The sequence below is a fragment of the Lactobacillus helveticus DSM 20075 = CGMCC 1.1877 genome, assembly GCF_000160855.1.
Classification (GTDB): Bacteria; Bacillota; Bacilli; order Lactobacillales; family Lactobacillaceae; genus Lactobacillus; species Lactobacillus helveticus.
In genome coordinates, this window is sequence record NZ_GG700757.1 from 134062 (window position 1) to 158903 (window position 24842).

At 36.8% G+C, this 24842-nt stretch carries 21 protein-coding genes; 1 reads left to right on the forward strand and 20 read right to left on the reverse strand.

Annotated elements, in window-relative coordinates:
* Window positions 1-16: 16 nt before the first annotated feature.
* From ftsY to HMPREF0518_RS07575, 14 genes are all read right to left on the reverse strand, one after another.
* On the reverse strand, window positions 17-1309 hold the full coding sequence (gene ftsY, locus HMPREF0518_RS07510; protein ID WP_003627559.1) for a signal recognition particle-docking protein FtsY: 1293 nt from the start codon (window positions 1307-1309) through the stop codon (window positions 17-19).
* Entirely contained in the window at window positions 1310-4879 is a 3570-nt protein-coding gene (smc, locus tag HMPREF0518_RS07515; RefSeq protein WP_003627560.1) for a chromosome segregation protein SMC, read from the reverse strand.
* A gap of 15 nt (window positions 4880-4894) precedes the next feature.
* Window positions 4895-5581: a ribonuclease III gene (gene rnc, locus HMPREF0518_RS07520; protein WP_003627561.1), complete on the reverse strand. Its 687-nt coding sequence runs from the start codon at window positions 5579-5581 to the stop codon at window positions 4895-4897.
* A gap of 109 nt (window positions 5582-5690) precedes the next feature.
* Window positions 5691-7211, reverse strand: coding sequence for an oligopeptide ABC transporter substrate-binding protein (locus tag HMPREF0518_RS07525; protein WP_003627562.1), 1521 nt, complete (start codon window positions 7209-7211; stop codon window positions 5691-5693).
* A gap of 454 nt (window positions 7212-7665) precedes the next feature.
* Complete coding sequence (locus HMPREF0518_RS07530) at window positions 7666-9417, reverse strand: oligopeptide ABC transporter substrate-binding protein (protein WP_003627563.1); 1752 nt, start codon at window positions 9415-9417, stop codon at window positions 7666-7668.
* A 204-nt stretch (window positions 9418-9621) separates the two neighbouring features.
* A complete protein-coding gene (locus tag HMPREF0518_RS07535; protein ID WP_003627565.1) occupies window positions 9622-10551 on the reverse strand; it encodes an ABC transporter permease in 930 nt (309 codons plus the stop codon).
* 14 nt (window positions 10552-10565) lie between these two features.
* Window positions 10566-11525 (reverse strand): oligopeptide ABC transporter permease, encoded by a 960-nt coding sequence (gene opp4B / locus HMPREF0518_RS07540; RefSeq protein WP_012212411.1) that lies wholly within the window; start codon window positions 11523-11525, stop codon window positions 10566-10568.
* Between the two features lie 11 nt (window positions 11526-11536).
* Complete coding sequence (locus HMPREF0518_RS07545; protein ID WP_003627569.1) at window positions 11537-12514, reverse strand: ATP-binding cassette domain-containing protein; 978 nt, start codon at window positions 12512-12514, stop codon at window positions 11537-11539.
* 3 nt (window positions 12515-12517) lie between these two features.
* The gene (locus HMPREF0518_RS07550; RefSeq protein ID WP_003627570.1) at window positions 12518-13552 is read right to left on the reverse strand and encodes an ABC transporter ATP-binding protein; all 1035 of its coding nucleotides are present in this window, start codon (window positions 13550-13552) and stop codon (window positions 12518-12520) included.
* A 120-nt stretch (window positions 13553-13672) separates the two neighbouring features.
* Window positions 13673-13915, reverse strand: a complete 243-nt coding sequence (acpP, locus tag HMPREF0518_RS07555; protein ID WP_003627571.1) for an acyl carrier protein — start codon at window positions 13913-13915, stop codon at window positions 13673-13675.
* Between the two features lie 30 nt (window positions 13916-13945).
* On the reverse strand, window positions 13946-14947 hold the full coding sequence (gene plsX / locus HMPREF0518_RS07560) for a phosphate acyltransferase PlsX (protein ID WP_003629098.1): 1002 nt from the start codon (window positions 14945-14947) through the stop codon (window positions 13946-13948).
* A gap of 20 nt (window positions 14948-14967) precedes the next feature.
* Window positions 14968-16998 carry an ATP-dependent DNA helicase RecG gene (gene recG, locus HMPREF0518_RS07565; protein WP_012212019.1) on the reverse strand — a complete coding sequence of 677 codons (2031 nt, stop codon included), beginning with the start codon at window positions 16996-16998 and terminating at the stop codon, window positions 14968-14970.
* Window position 16999: 1 nt separating this feature from the next.
* Window positions 17000-18661, reverse strand: coding sequence for a DAK2 domain-containing protein (locus HMPREF0518_RS07570; RefSeq protein ID WP_003627574.1), 1662 nt, complete (start codon window positions 18659-18661; stop codon window positions 17000-17002).
* Between the two features lie 21 nt (window positions 18662-18682).
* On the reverse strand, window positions 18683-19045 hold the full coding sequence (locus HMPREF0518_RS07575) for an Asp23/Gls24 family envelope stress response protein (RefSeq protein ID WP_003547910.1): 363 nt from the start codon (window positions 19043-19045) through the stop codon (window positions 18683-18685).
* Between the two features lie 155 nt (window positions 19046-19200).
* Here HMPREF0518_RS07575 and rpmB point away from each other — a divergent pair, with 155 nt between their 5' ends.
* Window positions 19201-19386 carry a 50S ribosomal protein L28 gene (gene rpmB, locus HMPREF0518_RS07580; protein ID WP_003627575.1) on the forward strand — a complete coding sequence of 62 codons (186 nt, stop codon included), beginning with the start codon at window positions 19201-19203 and terminating at the stop codon, window positions 19384-19386.
* 106 nt (window positions 19387-19492) lie between these two features.
* Here rpmB and HMPREF0518_RS07585 read toward each other — a convergent pair whose 3' ends face one another.
* The 6 genes from HMPREF0518_RS07585 to HMPREF0518_RS07610 are packed head-to-tail and all read right to left on the reverse strand — an operon-like array spanning window position 19493 to window position 24840.
* A complete protein-coding gene (locus HMPREF0518_RS07585) occupies window positions 19493-19798 on the reverse strand; it encodes a hypothetical protein (protein ID WP_003627577.1) in 306 nt (101 codons plus the stop codon).
* A 41-nt stretch (window positions 19799-19839) separates the two neighbouring features.
* Window positions 19840-20526: a thiamine diphosphokinase gene (locus HMPREF0518_RS07590; protein ID WP_003627578.1), complete on the reverse strand. Its 687-nt coding sequence runs from the start codon at window positions 20524-20526 to the stop codon at window positions 19840-19842.
* Entirely contained in the window at window positions 20526-21176 is a 651-nt protein-coding gene (rpe, locus tag HMPREF0518_RS07595) for a ribulose-phosphate 3-epimerase (RefSeq protein WP_003627579.1), read from the reverse strand. The genes HMPREF0518_RS07590 and rpe overlap by 1 nt, the downstream gene beginning before the upstream one ends.
* Before the next feature lie 12 nt (window positions 21177-21188).
* Window positions 21189-22079 (reverse strand): ribosome small subunit-dependent GTPase A, encoded by an 891-nt coding sequence (rsgA, locus tag HMPREF0518_RS07600; RefSeq protein ID WP_003627580.1) that lies wholly within the window; start codon window positions 22077-22079, stop codon window positions 21189-21191.
* Window positions 22080-24095, reverse strand: a complete 2016-nt coding sequence (gene pknB, locus HMPREF0518_RS07605) for a Stk1 family PASTA domain-containing Ser/Thr kinase (RefSeq protein ID WP_003627581.1) — start codon at window positions 24093-24095, stop codon at window positions 22080-22082.
* The gene (locus HMPREF0518_RS07610) at window positions 24085-24840 is read right to left on the reverse strand and encodes a Stp1/IreP family PP2C-type Ser/Thr phosphatase (RefSeq protein ID WP_003629102.1); all 756 of its coding nucleotides are present in this window, start codon (window positions 24838-24840) and stop codon (window positions 24085-24087) included. The genes pknB and HMPREF0518_RS07610 overlap by 11 nt, the downstream gene beginning before the upstream one ends.
* Window positions 24841-24842: the final 2 nt, after the last annotated feature.

Sequence of the window (24842 nt, forward strand, 5' to 3'; positions counted from 1 at the left end):
TAATTTTACTTTATCACTAGACTAAGCCATGGAAAAGACCAATTGCATAATTTGCGGCATCAAAGTCTGCTAAATCTTCTGCTTTTTCGCCTAATCCTACTAGCTTAACTGGTAAGTTCATTTCATTACGGATAGCCAAAACTACCCCACCTTTAGATGAACCATCTAATTTAGTTAAAACAAGACCTGTCAATTTAGTTGTCTTATCAAAATCTTTAGCTTGAAGCAAAGCATTTTGCCCAGTTGAACCATCAAGAACCAATAATGTTTCAGTTGGTTGATCCGGCAAAAGTTTCTTAATTATTCTTTGAATCTTTTCCAGCTCAGCCATCAGGTTCTTCTTGTTTTGCAAACGACCAGCAGTATCAACTAACAGATAATCAGCATTTTCCTTAATCGCACGTTCAGTTGCATCATACACAACAGAAGCAGGATCAGCTTTTTCTTTACCAGTTACTACAGGAACGTCAACACGTTTGCCCCATTCAACTAGTTGTTCAACGGCACCGGCTCTAAAGGTATCGGCTGCAGCCATAATAACTGACTTACCCTCATCCTTGAAGCGCTTAGCAAGTTTACCAATGGTAGTTGTTTTACCAGCGCCATTAACGCCAACAAACAGATAAACATTTGGTTTATCTTCGGGATGATAAATCAGCTTTTCATCTTCGCTGTTGCCATCCTTGTCATATAGGTCCACCAGTTTTTCAACGATAACCTTTTTCAGATCATCACGAGATTTAGCATTTTGCAATTTTGCCTCTTCACGTAATTCATCGGTTAGTTGCTCTGCGGTTTCATAACCTACATCAGATTCAATTAATAAATCTTCCAAGTCATCGAAGAAATCTTCATCAACAGTTCTAAATTTAGCAAAGAAAGCATTGAGGCGGGCACCAAAACCTTTATTGGTTTTTTCTAGTCCCTTTTCATAAAGTTCTTCTTGCGAAAAATCCTCATCTTCTTCTACTTCTTCATTTTCTTCCTCTTCAGTAGTTTCAGATTCTTGAGGTTCTGTTTCTGCATCCTGTTTTTCTTCAATTTCAGTAGTTTCTTCAGATTCTGGCTCTTCCTCATCCTCTGCTACTTCTTCTGAAGCTTCAGACTCGTCATCCTCTTTAATAGGTTCTGTTTCTTCCTCTTGCTCAGCAAATTCAGCATTTTCTTCAGGTTGTTCTTCCTGATTAGTTGCCTCACTATCTTCTTGTTCTTGCTCTACTTTATCTTGCTTTTCTTGTTCTTCTTTTTTCTCTTCTTCGTCATCTTTTTTACCAAAAAGCGACTTCTTAATTCGATCAAATAATCCCAATTATTTCACCCCATTTTTATTTTTCATTTCTTTTAATGATACTGATAATACTTGAGATACACCAGATTCTTGCATTACTACACCGTATAATTGATCTGCTTGTTTCATTGTCCCTCGTCTGTGAGTAATTACAATAAACTGCGTCTTCAAATCATACTTAAGTAAAAATTGAGCAAATCGAGTTACGTTTGCATCATCAAGTGCGGCTTCAACCTCATCAAGCAAACAGAATGGTACTGGATTTACCTGCAACATTGCAAATAATAAGGTTATCGCGGTTAATGCACGCTCACCACCGGAAAGTAAACTTAAGCGTTGCAATTTCTTACCAGGTGGTTGGGCAATAATTTCAATTCCTGTTTCTAACAAATTATTTGGTTCGGTTAATTCTAATTTGGCTTTTCCTCCACCAAAAACAAGTGGAAAAATCTTTTTGAAGCTTTCAGCTACAGCTTCAAAGGTTGCCTTAAAGCGACTATTAACTTCTTCATCTAATTCATTCATAGATTTTTCGAGATCATCGCGAGCTTTAAGCAAGTCATTTTGTTGACCATTCAAGAAATCATATCGCTTTTTAACGTCTTCATATTCTTGAATAGAATCCAAATTAACTGGACCAATATCTTCAATTGACATCCGATGCAACTTAACACTTTTGGCCAATTTATCTCGAGTTTCTTGATCATTTTTACCTTCAGCTTGAGCAATAGCTGCCTCAAAGGTCAAAGCATAATCATCTCGAAGAGTTTCTAAACGTTGGTCAATTAAACTATTAAACTTTGCAATTTTAACAGAATAATCTTCCTGTTCAATGGCCGCATCTTTACGCAAATCATAATTTCTACTAGCTACCTGGTCCAATTGATTAATTTGTGCATCAAGTTGTCCTAATTGTGAACTAAGTTCATTCAATCTGTTTTGCAATTCTTCATGCTTTTGCTTAATTTCGGTCTTTTGATTCTTTAAATCGGCATTCTTTTTAGCAGAAAGCTCTCCGTTTTGATTAAGACTGGCCAACTTTTCCTTTAAATCAGCAGCTTGTTTTTGATTATTATCAATTTGATTTCGCATATCTTTTTCTTGAACGGCCAAGTTTTCTAACTTATTAGCAAAAACTGCAATTTGTGGATCTAACTTAGATAATTCACTTTGTACACGTTGACTTAAATTATTAAAGTTCTTAATCCGGGACTGCAATTCATTCATCCGACTCTTCTTCTCTTTGCCCTGCTTAGATAAAAGAGTCTGTTTATCATTTGCATCTGCAATCTGTTTTTGCAATTCAACTATATGATCATTACGCTCCTTTACACGTGATTCGTATAAAGTATTGGCATCTTGTAGCCGCTTAACTTCTTTTTCCTGATTTTGGAAAGAAATAGCTGTTTCATTAATCGTTTGATTAATTTCTTGCAAAGAATCATGCAATTCTTGCAATTTTTTGTCTACTTCAACGCTTTGATCGACTAAAGCTTTTAATTGTGCCTGGTCCTCCTTAAAGGAGCTGGTCAAACTTTTAATTTGTTGTTCTAGTTGATTGATTTCGGTTGCCGTTTGCAAAGGAGAGTTATTACGCAGGTTCTTTTGTCCACCAGTCATAGAACCACCCGGTGAGACTACATCCCCGTCTAAAGTAACTATTCGATAACGGCCGATCCGTTGAGAAATTGCCATCGCATTTTCGATCGAATCTACAATCACAACGCTGCCTAACAAATAATTAATTGCTGCAGTAATATTATGATCTGTCTTGCTTTCTACCAAATCACTGGCAATTCCCTTAAATCCATTGAAGGACTTCAAGATCGTTACTGTCGATTGGGGAATTGTATATTGACGTAAGCCGTCTAATGGCAAAAAAGTAGCACGACCAGCTCTGCTGCGCTTCAATTGATTAATTGCATTCTTAGCACTGTTGCGGCTATCTGTAATCAAATCTTGAACGCCACCACCAAGTGCTGTAGTCATCGCTGCTTCCAGTTCAGCTGGGAAAGTAAGCAATTCCCCTACAACACCAATTACGCCAGGAAAATCACTTAAGTGATTTAAGACATTACGAACACCGTAGTAATAACCCTCGTGACGTTTTTGAATGTTAATTAAAGCTTCATGACGTGCTTCAATTTTTTCCAATTTATTACGTTCATCATTAACTGTTTCTTGCAGACGTCTGATTTGTTCATTCAATTCCTTGCTTTGATCATTAATCTCAGCAAAAGCAGTATTTTTATCCTTACGCTTAGCAGTTAAATTCTTGCCTTCAGTTCGCAGCTTTTCCAATTCTGCTTTGGCTTCAGTCAACTGCTTAGCCACATCATTGCTTTGATAAGTGGTGTCAGCCTTGCTACGTTTTAATTCAGTATTTAAATTAATAACTTGATTATTAACTGCAGCTTGGTCTTGCAATAATTGAATATAGTCGTTACGACAATCTTCTAGTTTTTTATTTAATTCTTCTGGATTTTCGCTTAATTCTCCGGTCAGCTTATCTCGCTTTTTTTGTAAGACTGCTTGTTGTTTTTTTAGACTAGCTTGATCTTTTTGCAAATTATCTAATTGAGCATTTAGTTCAACTAAACTCTTCTTCAAGGTTTCAACTTGATTTTGATATTCAATCTTAGTAGCATCATCAAACTGACGTGATTGTTCTGCCATTTGCAAATTGGCATTCAGATCAGACAATTGCTGCCCTAGCTTCAACAATTCATTTTGAACTTTTTCTCGTTCATCACGAATTTCTTGATATTCTGCACGCTTCTTAGAAACGGCATCTTGAGATTCCTTTACTTCAGCGTCTAATTTTGATAATAAGATTTTATTTTTATCAGCTGATTTTTGTACATCCTCTTTTTGCTTATTGATATCTTCAATTTCAAATGCTAATAAGCTTTTTAATTCTTTATCCAAACCAGCCTTTTGAAACTTGTATTCTTTAGCTAATGAACTTTGTTCATGAAGTGGCTCTAACCGGCCCTCAAGTTCCTTTACTAAGTCATTGATTCGAATCAAGTTATCCTGCGTCTTTTTAAGCTGGCCCTGTGCAGCTTCTTTTTGTTGTTTAAAGTGAAGTACGCCTGCAGCTTCTTCAAAGATCACACGGCGTTGTTCTGGACGAGAATTTAGAATTTGATCAACTCGTCCCTGTGAGATAATCGCCAAACTATTTTGTGATATACCCGAATCAAGAAAAAGAGTTCGTACATCCCGCATTCGCACTTGCTGTCCATTAATCAAAAACTCACTATCACCAGAACGCAAAATCTTTCTAGTAATTGAAACTTCATCCGCATCAAATGCTAATTCACGTTTTTGATTGTCAAAAATTAAGGTAACTTCAGCTTTATTTAGTGGTTTACGATACTGACTTCCAGCAAAAATGACGTCCTTCATGTTCATTCCACGAAGAGACTTAGCACTGGCTTCACCCATTACCCAACGAATAGCTTCAGTAATATTACTCTTACCACTACCATTAGGACCAACAATACCAGTTATTCCATCATTAAAATGAATGGTTGTTCTGTCAGCAAATGATTTAAAACCATCGAGCACTAATTCTGTTAATGGCACCTTTTAAAAATCCCCTTACTCTAATTTTTGTAAAGCTGCTTTAGCGGCTTGTTGTTCTGCAGCTTTCTTATTATGACCTTCACCTTGTGTTTGAACTTGATCATTGATCTTTAGCTCAACCACAAAGTGTGGTGGCAATTGTGATTCGCTAATGACTGAATATTCAATATTGACAGGTCCGTTTTGTTGCAACAATTCCTGCAAATCAGTCTTATAATCACGTGAGTCATCAAATTCACCCTTATCAATTAATGGATAAACGGTTAAATGTAAGAAATGTTGGACCGCTGGCATCCCTTGATCTAGGAATAATGCACCATTAAATGCTTCAAAAACATCTTCCAATAAAGTTTTACGCTTACGTGCACCAGCTTTTTCTTCACCATTTCCTAAGTGAATTTCATTTTGAAAACCACATTCAATCGCAAATTCAGAGAACCCTTCAGTTCTAACAATGTTAGATCTTAATCGGGTTAATTCGCCTTCATTCAATTTAGGATAATGACGGTACAAATAATCAGAAACAGCTAATTCAAGAACAGCATCACCTAAGAATTCCAATTTTTCATAATCACGAATCCCATCATTAGGATGTTCATTCGAATATGAAGAATGTGTAAATGCTTCTTCTAATAGTTTTTCATTATTAAATTCAATACTATATTCGTCTTTTAATTTTTTTAAAAATTTTGTACTTACCATAAAATTACCCCTTTTATACCTTTAAATTATACCAGTTTTAGTACTATATTTTGAATGCAAAAAAGCCGCTTCTAAAATTAGAAGTGACTTTTCATCTTTAAGCCTACTTTTACTTAGTGTAAGCAACGTTGTACCAGTTAGGGAAGCCATTACCCATAGAAGCTGATGGCTTAAGTGAGTAACCTGAAAGCTTCTTGTTAACTACAGTAATTTCATAATTATTAGATACTGGAAGTACGTATGCTTCATCGTCCATGTACTTTTGCCATTCATGGAAATTGTCAATACGGTACTTGTGATTGAAGGCTTTTTGCGAATCCATTTCATCAAGAAGCTGTGTATTCTTCTTAGTTACGAAACGTGAATAGTTCATTGGTGACTTTTCACCGTAAAGGTCGTTTGGTGAAGGTTCACTTGAAAGTGACCATGCACCGATAAACATATCTACTGATGGATCATCATTTTTGATCTTATCGTAGAATGAATTAAATTCGATTAACCGACCACCAGTCAACTTAACGTTCAAGCCCATCTTCTTCCATTGTTGAATGTAGTTTTGAATGATTGGTTCTTGATTTGAACTACCAGTCATAGCTGCAAGACGGATAGTTAAAGGCTTGCCGTTAGGTTGTACGCGGTACTTGCCCTTCTTCTTAAATCCTGCCTTATCCAAAATTTCGTTACCCTTCTTAAGATTGTAAGTGTAACCCTTAACATTCTTATCGAAGTAATCACCAAATTGCTTAGGAATTAAAGTAGGAACTCTAAAGCTTAAGCCGTATGAGTAACGCTTGGCAACTTGGTTGACATTCATACCATAACCAATTGCTTGACGAAGAGCTTTGTGGTTCATCTTGGCATGTGGATTCATGACGTTTCTGCCATTTTCCCACTTACCAACCTTAAAGCCAAGGTAACTGTATGAAAGTGGAACTTGGGCAATAAAGTTTACGCCTTTAGTATTCTTAATGTTTGTCCATTGTGAGTTGATAACCTTGATAACATCAAACTTGTTTGACTTAATACTTTGGGCAACTGAGTTAGGATTAATTACACTAGCAACAATCTTGTTAAGCTTTGGTTTACCCTTGTAATAGTATTCGTTTGGAACCCAAGTAGTTAATTGACCACGAACAAGTTTTTGCAACTTGTATGGGCCATAGAACATAGGTCTCTTACGGATCTTATCACTGGACATTAAATATTTGAATTTAACATCTTTTAAGTAATGGTATGGAGCAGCTGCTTCCCAAATATAACCGTTATTACTGGTATTCATACCTGGTCTCATAGTCTTGAAGTGAAGAACAGCCTTACGACCATTTTCACCATCTGGCATTTCAAAACCTGAAATAGTATCTGCCTTACCCTCGTGGTATTCTTCCAAGCCTTCAAGATCAGCTAAACTTGAAGTATAACGTTGTGATTTAGATTCTTTATTAGCAATAATTTCATAGGCATATTCATAATCTTTGGCAGTTACTTGCTTACCATCAGACCACTTAACGCCCCTCTTGATTTCAACAGTGCCAGTCTTAGCCCTTTGATCAACCTTGATGGTAGCTGCACCCTTGTTGTTGAATACATAGTGATCATCAGTACCAAAAAGACTTTCTGCACCATATTGCATTACTTCAGTATCAGTTGCTGAAGTTGAAAGTTCATCATTAAAAATACTAGTAAATGGTGTATCAGTTTCAATCGCAACCTTTACTGTACCACCATTTTTAGTAGCTTTGGTTGAAACAGCTTGACTAAATTTAGCAGCGCTAGAAGCTTCATTGGCATTAGAACCTAATTTACCACAGGCTGCTAATGTAAGTGCTGCACCTGAAAGCAGCGTAATCCCAGCAAAAAGTTTTGCCTTTTTTATTAGTAAAAATCCTCCATAACTTGAGGCAAGTTGACCTCCTCATATTAGCACTATTACAAAAAAGTTACAATGGAATTAAAAAACAGGTATCCCATTTTGAGATACCTGTTTCCTTGTGTTAGTTATTAGATTTTAATATGAAAGTCTAGATAAAGAATTATTTATGTTTAGAGTTTGGAGAATAGTTTTACTAATGATTAAAATAATGGTCTTACTTAGCGTAACCAACCTTGTACCATAATGAGTTACCATCTGAAGGTTTAAGTGAGTAACCTGTGATCTTGCTGTTAACTGCCGTAATTGCGTAACTGTTAGTAGTAGGAACAACGTAAGCTTCGTCATTCATGTACTTTTGCCATTCATGGAACTTGTCAACACGGTACTTGTGATTGAAGGCTTTTTGTGAGTCCATTTCAGCAAGAAGCTGTGTATTCTTCTTGGTTACGAAACGAGTAAAGTTGAATGGTGCCTTTTCGTTGTAAAGGTCGTTTGGTGAAGGTTCACTTGAAAGTGACCATGCAGCCATGAAGACATCAACATCCTTAGCATCGTTTTGAATCTTGTCATAGAATGAGTTGAATTCGATTAAACGACCAGTAGTTAACTTAACGTTCAAACCAATCTTCTTCCATTGTTGGATGTAGTTTCTGGTGATTGGTTCTAGGGTTGAGTTACCAGCCATAGCTGCAAGATTGATAGTTAATGGTTTGCCGTTAGGTTGTACACGGTAAGTACCCTTCTTCTTGTAACCAGCCTTGTCAAGCAATTGGTTAGCCTTCTTAAGGTTGTAGCTATAGCCCTTAACATTCTTGTTAAAGTAGTCACCAAATTGTTCAGGAATTAAAGTTGGTACTCTGAAGGATAAGCCATGAGTATAACGCTTAGTAACAGCATCAATATTCATTGCATAAGCCATAGCTTGACGTAATGACTTGTTGTTCATCTTGGCCTTAGGATCCATGACATTTCTGCCATCCTTCCACTTACCAACCTTAAAGCCCATGTAACTGTATGCTAGAGGAACTTTAGCAACGAAGTTTACACCTTTAGTATTCTTAACTTGGTCCCATTGTGAGTTAACTACGTCAGCAATGTCAAACTTGTGACTCTTAATAGCTTGTGAAGCTGAGTTAGGGTTAACAACACTAATTGTAATCTTATCAAGCTTTGGAGTACCTCTCCAGTAGTACTTGTTAGGAACCCAAGTTACTGATTGACCACGAACAATCTTACTAATCTTGTATGGACCAAAGAAGATAGGATTCTTACGTACAGCATCTGAAGATTGCAACTTATCAAATGGGATGTTCTTCAATTGGTGATATGGACTAGCTGATTCAAGGAAGTAACCGTTACCTGATTGAAGCATACCAGGTTTCATTTCCTTAAAATGAATTACAACTTTACGACCATTTTCACCGTCTGGCATTTCAATACCGGAAATAGTCTTAGACTTACCATCATGGTAATCAGTTAAACCAACAATGTCTTGAAGTGAAGCAGTATAACGTTGTGACTTACTGCCTTTGTTAGCCATGATTTCGTATTCGTATTCAACGTCTTTAGCAGTTACTTGCTTACCGTCTGACCACTTAACGCCCTTCTTAACTTCAATAGTGACAGTCTTAGCTTTACGGTCAAGCTTAAAAGTTGCAGGACCCTTGTTATTAATCTTATAGCTATCATCAGTATCAAATAATGATTCGTTACCGAATTGAGCTACAGTACTATCAATTGCACTATTGGCTAATTCGTTGTTAAAGATACCAGTAAATGGGGTATCAGTTTCAAGTGCGTAAGATAAAGTACCACCCTTTTTAACAGCCTTCTTTGGTGTTTGTTGTGGGAACTTCTTAGCGTCGTTAGCGCCCGCATTATCATTACTCTTTTGACCACAGGCTGCTAAAGTTAAAACAGCACCTGTAACCAATCCGATTGATCCTAAAAGTTGTGTTTTCTTCATACTTATATGCCTCCATATTCAGCTTATTATTTCTGTTTTGGGAATCAAGTTGCTAATTAAATAATACCATGTTTTATTAATTTTTCAATATTTTTATGAAAATAATTTTAATTTTGAGTTAATCGCATAACTTTATTATTATGGAATTAAAACAAAACAGCTCTATCAAGCGACAGAGCTGTTTTTAATGATTTTATTAATTTATTAATTTTCACGTTGTCTTGCGTCACCTGCACGTTGTAAGGCACGACCAACATAGTTAATACTTAAGGAAATAACCAAAAGCAAGATAGTAGCTGGAAGCCACAACCATGGACGGCTAATAACGTTAACTGGGTCATCCGCAAATCCAATCAAAGTACCAAGTGATGGAGTTGTAGTAGGCAAACCATAGCCCAAGAAGGACAAACTAGTTTCGATACCAATGTTACCAGCAATAGTTAAAACAACGTCAATGATAATCATTGAAGTAATGTTAGGCAAAACTTCACGGAACATAATTTGTAGATTAGATGAACCTGAAGTCTTAGAAGCCAAAACATAATCACGGTCACGCTGTGACAGGATGAAGGAACGGTAATAACGCGCCGTCGTTGTCCATCCAAACATCGCAATCAAGAATACTAAAGTTACGGCATTGTAGTTACGAATAACAGTAGTCAAAACAATGATAATTGGCAATTGTGGCAAAATTTGAACAAAGTCAACTATTCTCATGATAACTGAGTCAATTGCACCACCGTAGTAACCTGAAACCAAACCGACAATCAAACCGACAATTTCAGTGATTAAGGTAACTGAGATACCAATCATGATTGAGTTACGTCCACCCATCATAAGGAGCTTCATGATATCACGACCACCATCGTCAGTACCGAGTAAGTGACCAGCTTCACCCCAACCATAGTAGGCATCAGCAATGTTCATTTCGGTAACTTGTGCTCTGTTTAAGAACAATGATCCACCAAAAGTGAACAATAAAATTAAAATAATGATGATTAAAGCTGTACAAGCAGACTTAGAACGTAAGATTTCACGTACCGCCACCTTGAATCCAGAAGGTGGAAGAGTAGCCTTTTGCTTAGCGTCTTTCTTATTTGCTTTCTTTGTAGCAGTTTCTTTCTTTTCAGCCATTTCTTCTCTCCCTCCTATTGAATTCTAATACGTGGGTCAATAATACTCATGATAATATCTGAAAGCAAGTTACCAATTAAGGTCAAAATACCAAAGATAAGAATCAAGGCAGTTAAAGTAGTGTAGTCACGTTGACTAATTGAATCAAGGAACAACTTACCCATACCAGGGTAACTAAATACACTTTCAATGATCATTGAACCACTAAGAAGACCGGTAATCGTGTTACCTAAGAAGGCAGCGATTGGCAATAATGAGTTTCTTAAAATATGCTTATGGAAAACAACATTTTCAGGAACACCCTTACTACGTGCAGTTCTTACGTAATCTTCAACCTTGTTATCAACGATACCAGTTCTTAAGTACTGAACTGTTCCAGTAGTCGCAATTAAGGCATACAGAATAGCAGGGAAGATCATGTGATCTAATCGACTAAGAAGAACTCCCCAGAATCCGGATGCACTGGCTGATACGGAACCTGAGATTGGGAACCAACCTAAGGTAAATCCGAATAACCACAAACCTAAGATATAGAATACGAAACCTGGTGTAGCTAAAGTAATGTAGTTAAAGATTTGTACACCATTATCTTGCCATTGGTCTTGGTGACGACCAGCGGTAATACCAAGAGGAATCGCAATACTATAACTTAAAATAGTTGTCAAAAGTGATAACCAGAAAGTATTACTTGCACGATCAGCAATTAATGATGTTACAGGTACGTGCTGGATATAACTTGTACCAAGATCGCCATGGAACAAGTTTCCTACCCATCTAAAGTATTGAACGTACCATGGATCATAAAGTCCAGCAGCTCTTCTTAAAGCTTCGATTTGTTTAGGGTCGGTGTTAGGGTTAATTGATCCACTAAATGGGTCACCTGGCATCATCTTAGCAAGCAAGAAGACCAACAGACTCAAGATAATCAATTGTGGGATCATGATTAACAAACGCCGTAAGATTGTTTTCCACATGCTTAATCACTCTACTTTTCTTCTCGTTCTTCGAGTTTAGCTTTTTGAGCCATGTCTTCAGACAATGCTACCCAGTGCTTAGGTGCTACCTGTTGCAATGGATATACACGGCCATTCTTGTCATACCATTTGCTTTGGTTTTCCTCGAATTCTCTTTCTACTTGTTCACGACGCTTCTTGTGTTCTTCACGATGTTCAACATCAACTTGAGGAATAGCAGAAAGAAGTCGCTTAGTATAAATGTGAATTGGGTGCTTGTAAATTTCTTCACGACTACCTAATTCAACCAAACGACCACGGTGCATAATAGCCAAGTTTTCTGACATGTGCTTAATAACACCTAAGTCGTGAGAAATGAAGAGATATGCAATGTTGTATTGTTGTTGAATATGCTTCATGAAGTTCAAAACCTGAGCTTGAACTGATAAGTCCAAAGCTGAAGTAGGTTCGTCAGCAACAATTAATTTAGGATTAGTAGCAACGGCACGAGCAACACCAATTCTTTGACGCTGACCACCAGAGAATTCATGTGGGTACTTGTAAATTGCATCACTAGGCATCCCTACGATGTCAAGCAAGTCTTGTACACGATCACGTTCTTGATCGGTAGTCAAATTTTCAAAGTTTCTAATTGGTTCAGCAATGATGTCTTCAATTCTCTTACGTGGATTCAAGCTTGACATTGAATCCTGGAAAATCATTTGAACATCTTTGTTATAATCAAGCTTCTTACGATTGCTTGCCTTAGTGACGTCCAAACCTTTATACATAATTTGGCCGCCAGTAACTTTTTCAACCCCAACAATTGCTTTACCGGTAGTTGACTTACCAGAACCAGATTCACCAATCAAACCGTAGGTTTCACCTTCGTTAATTGAGAAGTTTACACCATCAACGGCACGAACATAATCTGTAATTCTGTTCCAAAAGCCGGAGCGAATTGGGTAATAGACTTTTAAATCTTTTATTTGGATAATTTCTTTTGTCATAAATTACTCCCCGCTTGCTGCTGTTGCTTTTTGCGTACTATCTTCATTCTCAAAGTGGAATGTCTTCCAGCAGGTACATCTTACCCAGTGGCCAGGTGCTACTTCATGAACACGTGGTTCTTCTTCATGGGCACTTGCAGGAATCCAAGGAATTCTTGCAGCAAATCGATCACCAGTACGTGGCATATTCTTAAGTGATGGTACAGTACCCTTAATAACATGAAGGTCTTCATCAGTATCATCAGATTGAGGCATGGAATTAAGAAGTGATCTTGTGTATGGATGAAGTGGATTTTCAAAAATTGTCTTTACATCTGATTTTTCAACAATTTGTCCAGCATACATAACTGCAACTTCATCAGCAGTTTCTGCCACAACGCCCAAGTCGTGGGTAATTAAAATAATACCGGAATGTGACTGTCTTTGAATATCTTCAAGCAAATCCAAAATTTGAGCCTGAATAGTTACATCCAAAGCAGTAGTTGGTTCATCAGCAATAATTACTTCTGGCTTACATGCAATAGCCATCGCAATAACTACACGCTGACGCAAACCACCTGATAATTCGTGTGGGTACATTTCGTACATTTCTTCAGGTCTAGGCATTCCTACTTGATTAAACAACTCAATAACGCGTGCATGACGTGCCTTTTCATCCATATCAGTATGGTAATAAAGAGTTTCGGCAACTTGGTCACCTACACGCATTAATGGGTTCAAACTAGCAAGTGGATCCTGGAAGATCATCCCGATCTTATCTCCACGAATCTTGTTGAACAATGATTCATTCAAACCAACAAGGTTCAATTCATTATAAAGAATGTCCCCTGTAACTTTAGTATTCTTATGGTCGTACAATCCAATAATACTTGAGGCGATAGTACTTTTACCACAACCAGATTCACCAACAATGGCTAAAATCTCGTCGCGTTTTAAAGTTAAATTAATATCGTCCGCAGCATCATAGAACTTCCCTTGCAAACGGTACGCCGTATGCAGGTGCTGTATATCTAGTAATAGATCACTCTGCTTTTCCAAAGGTCATTCCTCCATTTATAGCTTTTTTATTAAAAGCTGTTTAATCTTTTTTATTTATTTTCTAATTATAAACACAAAGCTGGTCGTATGCAAATAACTACACGAATTTTTTTCAGAAAATTAACCTTGATGTGACTTAATATATGATACAGCGTCACCAACAGTCTTAATTTTCTCAGCTTCGTCATCAGGAATTTCTGAGCCAAATTCATCTTCAAGTTGCAAGATAAACTCAACTAAGTCGATAGAATCAGCATCTAGGTCATTTGTAAAATTAGTATTTTCAGTAATTTTATCTTGATCCACATTAAAGTTATCGGCAATTAGGGTTTTGATTTTATTGAAAATTTCTTCTTCTGTCATACAAATTCTCCTTTTTAATAAACTATTGTACTATTTTGTAGCGAATTCGTCTTTAAAATCTTGCACCAAATTTTCTTTAATCATTTTATCAACTTGTTTTAAAGTGAAATAAATTGGACTTTCATTTGAACGACCATGAGTTTTAACAACCGGTGCATTAACGCCAAGCAAAATTGCGCCGCCATATTTAGCCGTATCAAACTTGGATTTGAGACTTGATAAAGAGCCATTTACCATTAAAGCACCTAATTTAGTCATAACTCCGCCATTTAACAGGCTATCCTTTAAAAGATGCAAAATAAAGCTAGAAGTTCCCTCAATATTTTTAAGAACGGCATTGCCAGTAAAGCCATCAGTTACTACCACATCTGCTTTGCCTAATAATAATTCATTGCCTTCGATATTGCCTTGGAAGTTAAGATCGCTGTCTTTTAATAGTTCATAAGCAGCTTGGTGAACATCATCACCCTTGTCGCTTTCAGAACCGTTATTTAACAGCATGATGCGTGGATTTTGAATACCACGAATCTTTTCAGCATAATAAGATGCCATTTCTGCCCATTGAAGCAAAAATTCGGGCTTGCTTTTAGCATTGGCACCTACATCAACCATGTTAAAGCCATCATCACTATTTTGAACTGGCAAAGTTGGCATTAAACCTGGACGAGCAATTCCTTTAATACGGCCAATGATAAAAATACCACAAGCAAGAAGTGCCCCAGTATTTCCTAAAGAAAGAAGGGCATCTGCTTTTCCTTCTTTAACAAAATTGGCCGCTACAACCATTGAAGAATCTTTTTTTCTTCTAATTGCCTTAACTGGTTCATCTTCATCTGCAATGATTTCGGTAGTTGCAACTACGCCCAATTGATCATTAATTTGATCCGAAGGAATTAACTTTCGCAGTTGTTCCTTATCACCGAATAGCAAAAACTTAGTGTCAGGCATTTCAGCTTTTGCTTTTAAAACAGCTTCAACGATTGCTTCAGGCGCATTATCTCCGCCCATAGCATCAATAGCAATTGTTCTCAATATAAATCACCACAATCTTTTTAAATTCTATTTTGTTCTAATTGTTTATATTCTAGCACTTGTTTAAGCGTTGGATAATCAGCTAATTTAGGATCTTGTTGAACTAGATCTCGGGCTACTTTTTGTGCAACCACCAAGGTATTGTAGTTATTAACTACATCCCCCACGCGAAATTCCGGCAATCCGGATTGAGCTTTACCAAAAAGATCACCCTCACCACGCATTTTAAGATCTTCTTCTGCTAATTTAAAGCCATCATTAGTGGCGGCAATTATTTTCATTCTTGCCTTACCAGAATCAGTTTTAGGGTCGGCTACAAATACGCAGTAACTTTGCGTCTTGCCACGACCAATTCTACCGCGAAGCTGGTGCAGCTGGCTTAATCCAAAACGATCTGCATTATAAATGACCATCATATTGGCATTAGCTACATCGACTCCAACTTCAATTACACTGGTTGTCACTAAGATATTGATCTCTCCACTTGCAAAAGCAATCATAATCTCATCTTTTTTAGGCCCTGGCATTTGCCCATGAAGCAAAACCACCTTTTGATCTGGAAAATCATGACTTAATTTAGCATGCAATTCTTCAGCATTCTTTAAATCTAATGTTTCAGATTCAGTAATCAGCGGCGTAACAGCATAAATTTGAAAGCCTTGATCAAGTTGATCCTGCATTTTTTGATAAACATCTTTCATCTGAGTGCTAGTTTTCCAAGATGAAATAATAGGTTTTCTACCAGCGGGCATGTGATGAATTTCAGAAACAGTCATGTCCCCATATACTGTTAAAGCAAGCGTACGTGGAATTGGCGTAGCTGTCATTGCTAAAATATCAGGTTGATCGCCTTTATTGATTAAAGCTTGTCTTTGTCCAACGCCAAAACGGTGCTGCTCATCAATAATTACCAAACCCAGCTTCTTAAAAATGACATTTTCTTGAATTAAAGCATGTGTACCAATCATCACATTAATCGTACCATCCATCAATTCGCGATAAATTTCTCTGCGCTCTAATGTTTTGGTATTACCTGTTAACAAAGCCACTCTTACACCCAATGGGCGAAGCAATTCATCAATTTTTTTAAAATGCTGCGTAGCCAAAATTTCGGTTGGCACCATCAAGGCAACTTGATAGCCTGCAGTAATTGCTGCAAAGATAGCATAAACAGCTACAACCGTTTTACCTGATCCTACATCCCCCTGCAACAAGCGACGCATCTGACCAGATGAGTGCATATCCGCAAATATTTCATTAACAACTTCTTTTTGATCATCTGATAATTCAAATGGCAAAGAAGACGTCAATTGAGCTATTTCCTTTAAATCATAATTCTTAGGATAGCCTGCTTGTTTGCCATCATGATTAGCCAAAAGTGCCAGCTGTAATTCAAAAATGAAAAATTCTCGAAAAATAGCACTTCTTTTAGCTAAATTTGCTTCAGTACTATTTTTAGGATGATGCATTTTTTGAATAATCTCTTGATCAGTTAATAAGCGATATTTTTCTCTGATATTTTCAGGAACAATATCACGAACTTGATCTAAAAAAACATCTATTGCTAAGTTAATTAAACTAACTAGCTTTTTTTGTTTAACATGCCGATTAACCGGATAAATTGGCGCCATGCCACTGTCATTTTCTTTGGCTGCAATAAACTTAAAAGCCGAAAGACTTTGCCGAGCAACATTATATTTGCCATAAATGGCTACTTCTTCGCCAATTTCAATCTTGCTCTTAAGCCATGGCTGATTAAAGAAATTGACCATGATTACATCATGGTCAATTCTCATCTTGAAACTTAGGCGGCTCTTTTTATAGCCAAAACGACTAACAAATGGTTCAGTTGCTACAAATCCCTTTAGCACTACCTTTTGACCATCCATGATTTGATCTAAAGGCAACGTCTGCAATTCGTCATAGCGAAAAGGAAAATAAAAGAGCAAATCATAAATACTATAAATGCCTAAGCTACCTAAATCAGCCGCAGTTTTTGTCCCTACACCTTTTAAATCTGTTACAGGAGCAAATAATGCGTTTTCTATCATTTTATTCAACTGATACTAAGAAGTAATATACAGGTTGCCCACCGTCATGAATTTCAAATTCAAGATCATCATGATTAGCTTCAAGAGCTTCAACAACTTGTTGTGCTTCATCTTCGCTGGCATCACGACCATACATAATGGTGATGATTTCTGAATCGTCATCAAGCATCTTTTCGATCATTTCAGTAGTGGTCTTAATTAAGTCAGCGTTATCTACCTTAATGCTGCCATCGACGATACCAAGATAATCGTCTTTATGAATTTCAACATTATCAATTTCAGTATCACGAGTAGCTTGAGTAACTTCACCTGAAACCACAGTATCAAGTTCATCTGACATTGCTTCTACATTTTCATCTACAGATGCAACTGGATCAAATGAAAGCATAGCAGTTAAACCTTGTGAAATAGTCTTGGTTGGTACAACGCCTACTGGGATATCACTAACCTCGGCAGCTTGTTTAGCAGCCATAATAATGTTGCCGTTATTTGGTAAAAGAAGGGCCTTCTTAGCACCAGACTTCTTAATTGCATCAATAAAATCTTGAGTGGATGGATTCATTGTTTGACCACCAGAAATGATGCGGTTAACGCCTTCGCTTTCGAACAACTTACGAATACCATTACCTGAGGCAACAGCAATAACTGCGAAATCAACTGCTTCTTGTTGTTCTTTATCTTGATCAACAATACTTTCGTGTTGAATTCTCATGTTATCAATCTTAATCTTGCCCAATTGACCAAATTGACTACCGTATTGAAAAACATCACCAGGATGTTCAGTATGTACGTGAACTTTAGCAATTTCACCATCTGAAACAGCCAAAAGTGAATCACCTAAACCAGATAAGTGCTTTCTGAATTCTTCAAGATCAAACTTCTTCTTATTTGGCACATCAGCATTAAGATCTACCATAATTTCAGTACAGTAGCCATTCTTAATGTCTTGAGTTGCCAATTGACTTTGAACTGAAGATTGGTGGTGCATTGCATTGATCATTTCATCCATTTCATTTTCATCTGGTTGATATTGATCTGCAAAGTTTTCACCAAGAATTCCTTCAAGGAAACCTTCATAAATAAAGAGCAAGCCTTGACCGCCTGAGTCAACTACGCCAACTTGCTTTAAAACTGGAAGCAAATCTGGAGTAGACTTAAGTGCCTTCTTAGCACCTTCAACTACAGCTTGCATTACTTCAGTAACATCATCAGTGTCATTAGCTTTATTGGCACCTTCTTGAGCAGCAACACGAGCTACAGTTAAAATAGTTCCTTCAACAGGCTTCATTACAGCTTTATAAGCTGTAGCAACACCGTTTGAAAAAGCATTGGCTAATTCTTGGGCTGTCAAAGTTTTCATCCCTTGCGTAGCCTTATAAAAGCCTCGGAATAATTGTGAAGTAATAACCCCACTGTTACCACGAGCACCCATTAACATTCCTTTAGCCAAGCTTTCTGTCAAATCCCCTACACTAGTGCTAGGATTCTCAGAAACTGCTTTTGCACCACTTTCAATGGTCAAATTCATATTAGTACCAGTATCACCATCAGGAACTGGGAAAACATTTAATGAATTAACAAATTCAGCATTTTTACCAATTCTGTGAGTGGCAACTCGTACCATATCTCTAAATTGCTTACTACCTATCTCATTTAAAACCACTATTCATAACCTCCGCTTGCGTTATTCGTCAAGTACCTTTACACTTTGAACGATTACATTAACGGCTTTAGTGTTAATTCCTAATTGATTAGAAAGATTAAATTTAACACTATCTTGAACATTCTTACTTACTTCAGAAATCTTAAGCCCATAGCCTACGATAATGTACACATCAACAGTGATCTCGTTATCTTCTGACTTGACAACAACACCGCGCTTATAATTGGCACGATTAAGAATTCCATCGAATCCATCACGAATGGCATTTTTTGAAGCCATTCCCACAACGCCATAATTAGATGTAGCTGCGCCACCAACAACAGTTGCGATTACACCGTTTGAAATATCAATCAAACCATCTTTTGTCTTGATCTTAACAGCCATGTTCTTCCTCCGTCTTATTATCTACATATACGATTATTATTTTATCATAGTGCTGCCACAATCAATAAATAAAATACGTCCTAAAAAAGTTGAATTGCGGCAAAACATATGATAACCTAATTAAGTATGACACCATAATAAAGGAGGTTTAGCAAATGGCTAAAGATTACGTAACAGGTAAGAAGACCACATTCGGTAACAAACGTTCACACGCAATGAACTCAGTTCGTCGTGCTTGGAAGCCAAACCTTCAAAAAGTTCGCATTCTTGTTGACGGTAAGCCAAAGCGCGTATGGGTTTCAACCAAGGCTTTAAAGTCTGGTAAAGTTACTCGTGCCTAATAACCAGCCTTGCAGATTTATCTGTGAGGTTTTTTGTTTGCAAAAAATAATGTGCACCATTCATGTACCAAAAAAGGACAGCTGTTTTTAAGTTGTCCTTTTTAATTTATTTCATAATATTATAATTTTTATCATCATCTGAAATTTCATCAGCCATTCTTTCCTTGATTGGAGTATAGGCATATTCAGTAATCAATTCGCCTAACTTAGTTGGCAAGCCTAAGTCTTGGTAAGTAACATTTCTGGCAAGACCATTAATAGTTGCTGCTTCCTTCTTCTTTTTCTTATCAAAAACGTGAACATGGTTCTTGTGCATGTAATTTTCTAAATTTTGTTTTGCACGATCAAGTCTTGCTTCATAGCGGCCATCTTCAAAGCCAGCTACGTTCTTTTCAAAATCAATATATTTCATAACTATTCTTCGATTCTTTTTTCTTTATTTTAAACCTATTTTTAAAGATTATGAAAGCGATTAACGTCTTTTGAATAAATTGCGGCAATCATTCCCTTTTTAAAATTAATTTCAAATTGGGAAGTATTGGGCAAAAATTCATTCGAAGAAAATACTCGTGGATAATCTCCGAAATAATGATGCAATTCATACTTTGCACGCAAAATATTAAAATCTTTAATCGCTGCCAAACTAGCAAAACCAATATAAGGATAATCTGCTATTTTTTCTATCAGATGAAGCCCAGGATTGAAAAAGATTACTTTGTTTTGCTTATCTACTATTGAAACTTGTTCCGCAAACTTTCGCAAAGATGGATTGAGCAGCATTAATAGATTAATCAAAAAATGATCTATTCTGCCTCCCGTTGCACCATAAATATTCAGACTATTGATTCGATAATCTTCAAAAACGGTATGCAGCATCAATTCAGAATCAGTTAAGTCTTTGACTGGATTAGAATAGCGGATATCTTTTACATTGCTTTCAATCTTAGCCAAATCAGCCTTTTTTAAAGAATCAAAATCACCTAGTGCTAAATCAGGAGTTATTCCCAATTCTTCTAAATATAAAGACCCACGATCTACTCCAACAATGAGATCTCCCGCTTTTTTTGCATTCAAAAATTTTCCTTTAATATCAGCCGGCCACAAATCTGTTGGTCCACCTAATAATGCATATACCTTCATTATTTAATAATTTTTTCTAATTTACGTACTTGATTAGTAATATTGCCGTTTTTATATAAATATGAACCTACCACAAAAACATCGGCACCAGCGTCTTTAGCGATTTTAATTGTGCGATCGTTAATACCGCCATCAACTTCAATAGGCATATTTGGACCCACAATTTCTCTAACTTGCTTGATTTTCTCTGCAGAATCGGCAATAAAACTTTGACCACCAAAACCTGGGTTAACGGTCATTACCAAAACTTGCTTAATTTTAGGCAAAAACTTTTCGATAACATCAGCTTGAACATCTGGTTTAATTGCCAAAACAGTCTCGACACCATTAGAAGCCAAATAATCAAGCCAATAATTCAACTTAGATTCACTCATAGCACCATAATGCAGCTCCATGATATCTGCTCCTGCAGCCACAAAAGCAGGAATAAGATCATCAGGATTGTTACTCATAAAGTGAATCTCGGCATCTATCATAGGAAATTCACGCTTAAAATCACTAATCAGTTGTGGCCCAAAAGATAAATTGGGCACAAAATGTCCATCCATGATATCGATATGGAAACGATCAATTCCCACTGCAACAGCTTCTTTAATATTTTCTTTTAAGTTCAAATTATCTGCGTTCAAAATTGACGGCGCAATAATCATTTTTTTCTCCTATTATTTCAAATATTCAGGTAATCGGCTTTCACTAATTTCTGTTCTCATTGCCAAATAATCATCATAACGATGTTGCATTATTTGGCCTTCTTCAAGCAGCTTTTTGACTTCACAGCCAGGCTCTTTTAAATGCTGGCATCCTCTAAATTTACATTTGCTGCTAGCACGTTTAAACTCAACAAAATAGTTGCATAATTCGTTTAACTTAATTGGCGTTAAATCAATCGAAGAAAAACCAGGCGTATCGGCTAAAAATCCTTCGCCCAACTTAAATAATTCGACTTTCCTAGTAGTGTGCTTACCACGATTTAAACTAGCAGAAATTGCTCCTGTCACTTGATTAGCATCCTTCTTCAAATGATTAAGCAGAGTTGATTTGCCCGCACCGGATTGCCCAGCTAGCGTCCAAATTTGTCCTTCTTTAATCATTTGTGGAATCTTGACCTCTACATCATGGTAATCAGTAAACACAGGATAACCAATTTTTTGGTAATATGCTAAATCTTCTTTAATTTTAGCTAACTTATCGCCTTTTAATAAATCAGTTTTGGATAAATAGATAGTGACCTTTACTTTTTGCCAAGAGAAGAAAGTTAAAAAACGATCTAGTAATTCTAAAGAAAAATCAGGTTCAACTGCAGAAATCACTAATAATATATGACTAACGTTTGCTACAGCTGGTCGGCCTATTCTATTAAGCCGCGGTAAAATCTTTACCAAATAACTCATGCCTTGATCATCTATTTTAATTTCTACACGATCACCTACTGCAGGTTTTTGCTTTTTTTGACGAAAAACGCCGCGAGCACGCGTTCTAACGATACCCGCAGCAGTTTCCACGTCATAATAACCAGCAATTAACCCTACAACGGTTCCTTCTGCTAGTTTCATTTATTTTGTCACCTTTTCATTTAAAACAGTTTCTCTATTACGAACTACTCGTAATTGACCATTCCCATTCTTAAGAGAAAATGGAATTGAAAAACTCATATCACGTTTAATATACAAGTCACGATAGATATTACTTAACGAGTGATCATCATCTTTGATATAAATCTGAACATGATCACCTTTGCTGCTGTCTTCTTTATTAGAAGCATCCCAACTCTTGCTATCGGATTTATCATCATTATTGAGATCGGTGCCTATATAATTAACAGTAAATGTCTTAGTAATAGTAGTATCTTTTTCTTCCTTTGGACCGCGTGAAACCTTAATTGTTACGGTAGATCCACGTTCCACCTTGGTACCAGCCTCTGGTTGCATTGAGATAACCAGGCCTTTTTCAACTTCATCAGAATATTCTTGATTAATCTGTAAAGTCAAACCATGTTCTTTAGCGTAGTCCTGTGCACTCTTCAATGAATAATTGTGCAGATCCTTCAAGGTTACAGTGTTTATCTTCGGCTTTACTTTTTTGCCACGAGAGACCACTAAAGTAATAGTTGTCTGCGTTGGTTTTACTTCTACCCCAGCAGCAATACTTTGAGAAATAATATTATCTCTAGCTACTTTATTTGAATACTGGTCTTCTCTAACTACATCAAAGCCTTGATTTTCCAGCTTTTCTGCAGCTTCATCATAATTATCCCCAACTACATTAGGAACTTTTACCATGCTTGAACCACTAGATACGATCAAAATAATAGCTTTTCCTTGATCCATGCTATTACCTGCAGCTGGTTTAGTACCGATGACATGTCCTTTTTTAATATCATCAGATTGTCGCTTAACCACCTTGCCTATTTGCAAGCCAGCAGCTTCTAATTTCTTTTCGGCACTTTTTTCAGTTATATTGGTCACATCTGGAATATGCACTTGATGTGGTTTATTATTACTTCCACTTAGTGCAAAGATCATAATAAAGATAATTAATCCTGTAGCAATGATTGAAAAGATCCACCACCATTTATGGCTCTTTACATTCTGCCAAAAATCTTTTTTCTTTTCTTTTTTATCAGGTTTAGTTTCTTCATCAGATTCTGTCGGCTGCTCTTTTTCTGGAGCTTTAAAGCCAGGCAAAACGATTGTTTTATCATTATTATTTCCATGATTAGGTACAAAAACCGGCTCGTCTGCCCGTTCTGGATCTAAACTGCTATCTAAATCAGCCTGCATTGCTTGAGCTGTAGCATAACGATCTCGCGGATCTTTAGCAGTAGCCCTTAAAACAACATTTTCTAAGGCTTGCGGAACACTATGATCCTTCTTTCGAATAGAAGGTATCGGTTCCTGCGCGTGTTTTAAGGCAATCGAAACAGGAGTATCACCATTAAATGGCACGGTTCCTGTAATCAATTCATACAAAATAATTCCTAAAGAATAAATGTCTGACTGCTTAGTAACCAACCCGCCTCTAGTCTGTTCGGGCGACATATAATGAACTGATCCCATAACAGAATTAGTCTGTGTAACAGAGCTCTGATTCAAGGCAACCGCAATTCCGAAATCAGCAATCTTAATATTGCCTCTCTTATCCATCAGGATGTTTTGCGGCTTGAGATCACGGTGAATCACATTATGTTTATGGGCCAGAGCAACAGCGCTCAGGATTTTGTCCATGATGCGAATTACTTCATGCAAATCTAAAGGAGCATTTTGGTGAATATATTCTTTTAAATCAGGACCATCAACATATTCCATTACCATATAATGCAATCCATGATCAGTGCCTACATCAAGAACAGAAACAATATTAGGATGACTTAATTCACTCGTGGCTAAAGCTTCTCTTTTAAAACGAGCTTGAGTTTGAGGTTCATTTTGTAAATCTAACCGCAGGATTTTAACCGCAACTTTGCGTTGCAGAATAATATCTTCGGCTAGATAGACATTAGCCATACCGCCTTCGCCTAAAGTATCAATAATGCGATAGCGTTCACCAAGCAGATAACCTTTATCGATCACTGCTCTCGTCCTCCTTATTCCAAGTTAGGCAAACGGTAATATTATCACCACCACCTAATCGATTGGATTCACTAATTAATTTATTGCATCGCTCTTTTAAGCTTAATTCTTTTGTAGCTAAAATTTGCTGTATTTGGGGATCACTAAGTGAATTAGTTAATCCATCCGTACAAAGCAAAATAATATCATTTTCGTCGAGCTTAATTTCCTTAATTTCAGGGTCAATTGTGCTAGATACGCCCAAGGCTTGAGTAATAATATTTTTTTGAGGATGGTGCTTAGCTTGTTCCTTAGTAATTTGCCCCATTTTGACTAATTCATTAACCAAAGAGTGATCCTCAGTCAATTGAACAAATTTTCCTTCAGAATAACTATAAGCACGTGAATCACCTAAATGAGCGATCAACGCATTATCCTTAAACGCAAAGGCTAAGACAATTGTGGTCCCCATTCCGTTTAAATCAGGAAATTTATCAGCTGTTTTTAAAATTATTTCATTTTCTGAATTTAATTGTACATCTAACCATTTTCGAGCAATATTGGCATCGGTAAAGTCCGTCATGCCAAAATTATGTCCTAAATGAGTTACGGCCATTGTGGAGGCAACATCGCCGCCTTGATGACCGCCCATACCATCACAAACAATCGCTAAGGTAACACCCTCACGATTCTCAAAAACTTGTACAAAATCTTGATTGCTTTTTCGTACCTTGCCGATACTTGAAGCGTATGCTGTTTCTATCAAAA

Excerpts from the sequence above, each read along its gene's own strand:
- rnc (WP_003627561.1), bottom strand. The coding sequence starts at position 5,581 with ATGGTAAGTACAAAATTTTTAAAAAAATTAAAAGACGAATATAGTATT.
- HMPREF0518_RS07525 (WP_003627562.1), bottom strand. The coding sequence starts at position 7,211 with ATGCAATATGGTGCAGAAAGTCTTTTTGGTACTGATGATCACTATGTA.
- HMPREF0518_RS07530 (WP_003627563.1), bottom strand. The coding sequence starts at position 9,417 with ATGAAGAAAACACAACTTTTAGGATCAATCGGATTGGTTACAGGTGCT.
- HMPREF0518_RS07535 (WP_003627565.1), bottom strand. The coding sequence starts at position 10,551 with ATGGCTGAAAAGAAAGAAACTGCTACAAAGAAAGCAAATAAGAAAGAC.
- opp4B (WP_012212411.1), bottom strand. The coding sequence starts at position 11,525 with ATGTGGAAAACAATCTTACGGCGTTTGTTAATCATGATCCCACAATTG.
- HMPREF0518_RS07545 (WP_003627569.1), bottom strand. The coding sequence starts at position 12,514 with ATGACAAAAGAAATTATCCAAATAAAAGATTTAAAAGTCTATTACCCA.
- acpP (WP_003627571.1), bottom strand. The coding sequence starts at position 13,915 with ATGACAGAAGAAGAAATTTTCAATAAAATCAAAACCCTAATTGCCGAT.
- recG (WP_012212019.1), bottom strand. The coding sequence starts at position 16,998 with ATGATAGAAAACGCATTATTTGCTCCTGTAACAGATTTAAAAGGTGTA.
- HMPREF0518_RS07575 (WP_003547910.1), bottom strand. The coding sequence starts at position 19,045 with ATGGCTGTTAAGATCAAGACAAAAGATGGTTTGATTGATATTTCAAAC.
- rpmB (WP_003627575.1), top strand. The coding sequence starts at position 19,201 with ATGGCTAAAGATTACGTAACAGGTAAGAAGACCACATTCGGTAACAAA.
- HMPREF0518_RS07585 (WP_003627577.1), bottom strand. The coding sequence starts at position 19,798 with ATGAAATATATTGATTTTGAAAAGAACGTAGCTGGCTTTGAAGATGGC.
- HMPREF0518_RS07590 (WP_003627578.1), bottom strand. The coding sequence starts at position 20,526 with ATGAAGGTATATGCATTATTAGGTGGACCAACAGATTTGTGGCCGGCT.
- rpe (WP_003627579.1), bottom strand. The coding sequence starts at position 21,176 with ATGATTATTGCGCCGTCAATTTTGAACGCAGATAATTTGAACTTAAAA.
- rsgA (WP_003627580.1), bottom strand. The coding sequence starts at position 22,079 with ATGAAACTAGCAGAAGGAACCGTTGTAGGGTTAATTGCTGGTTATTAT.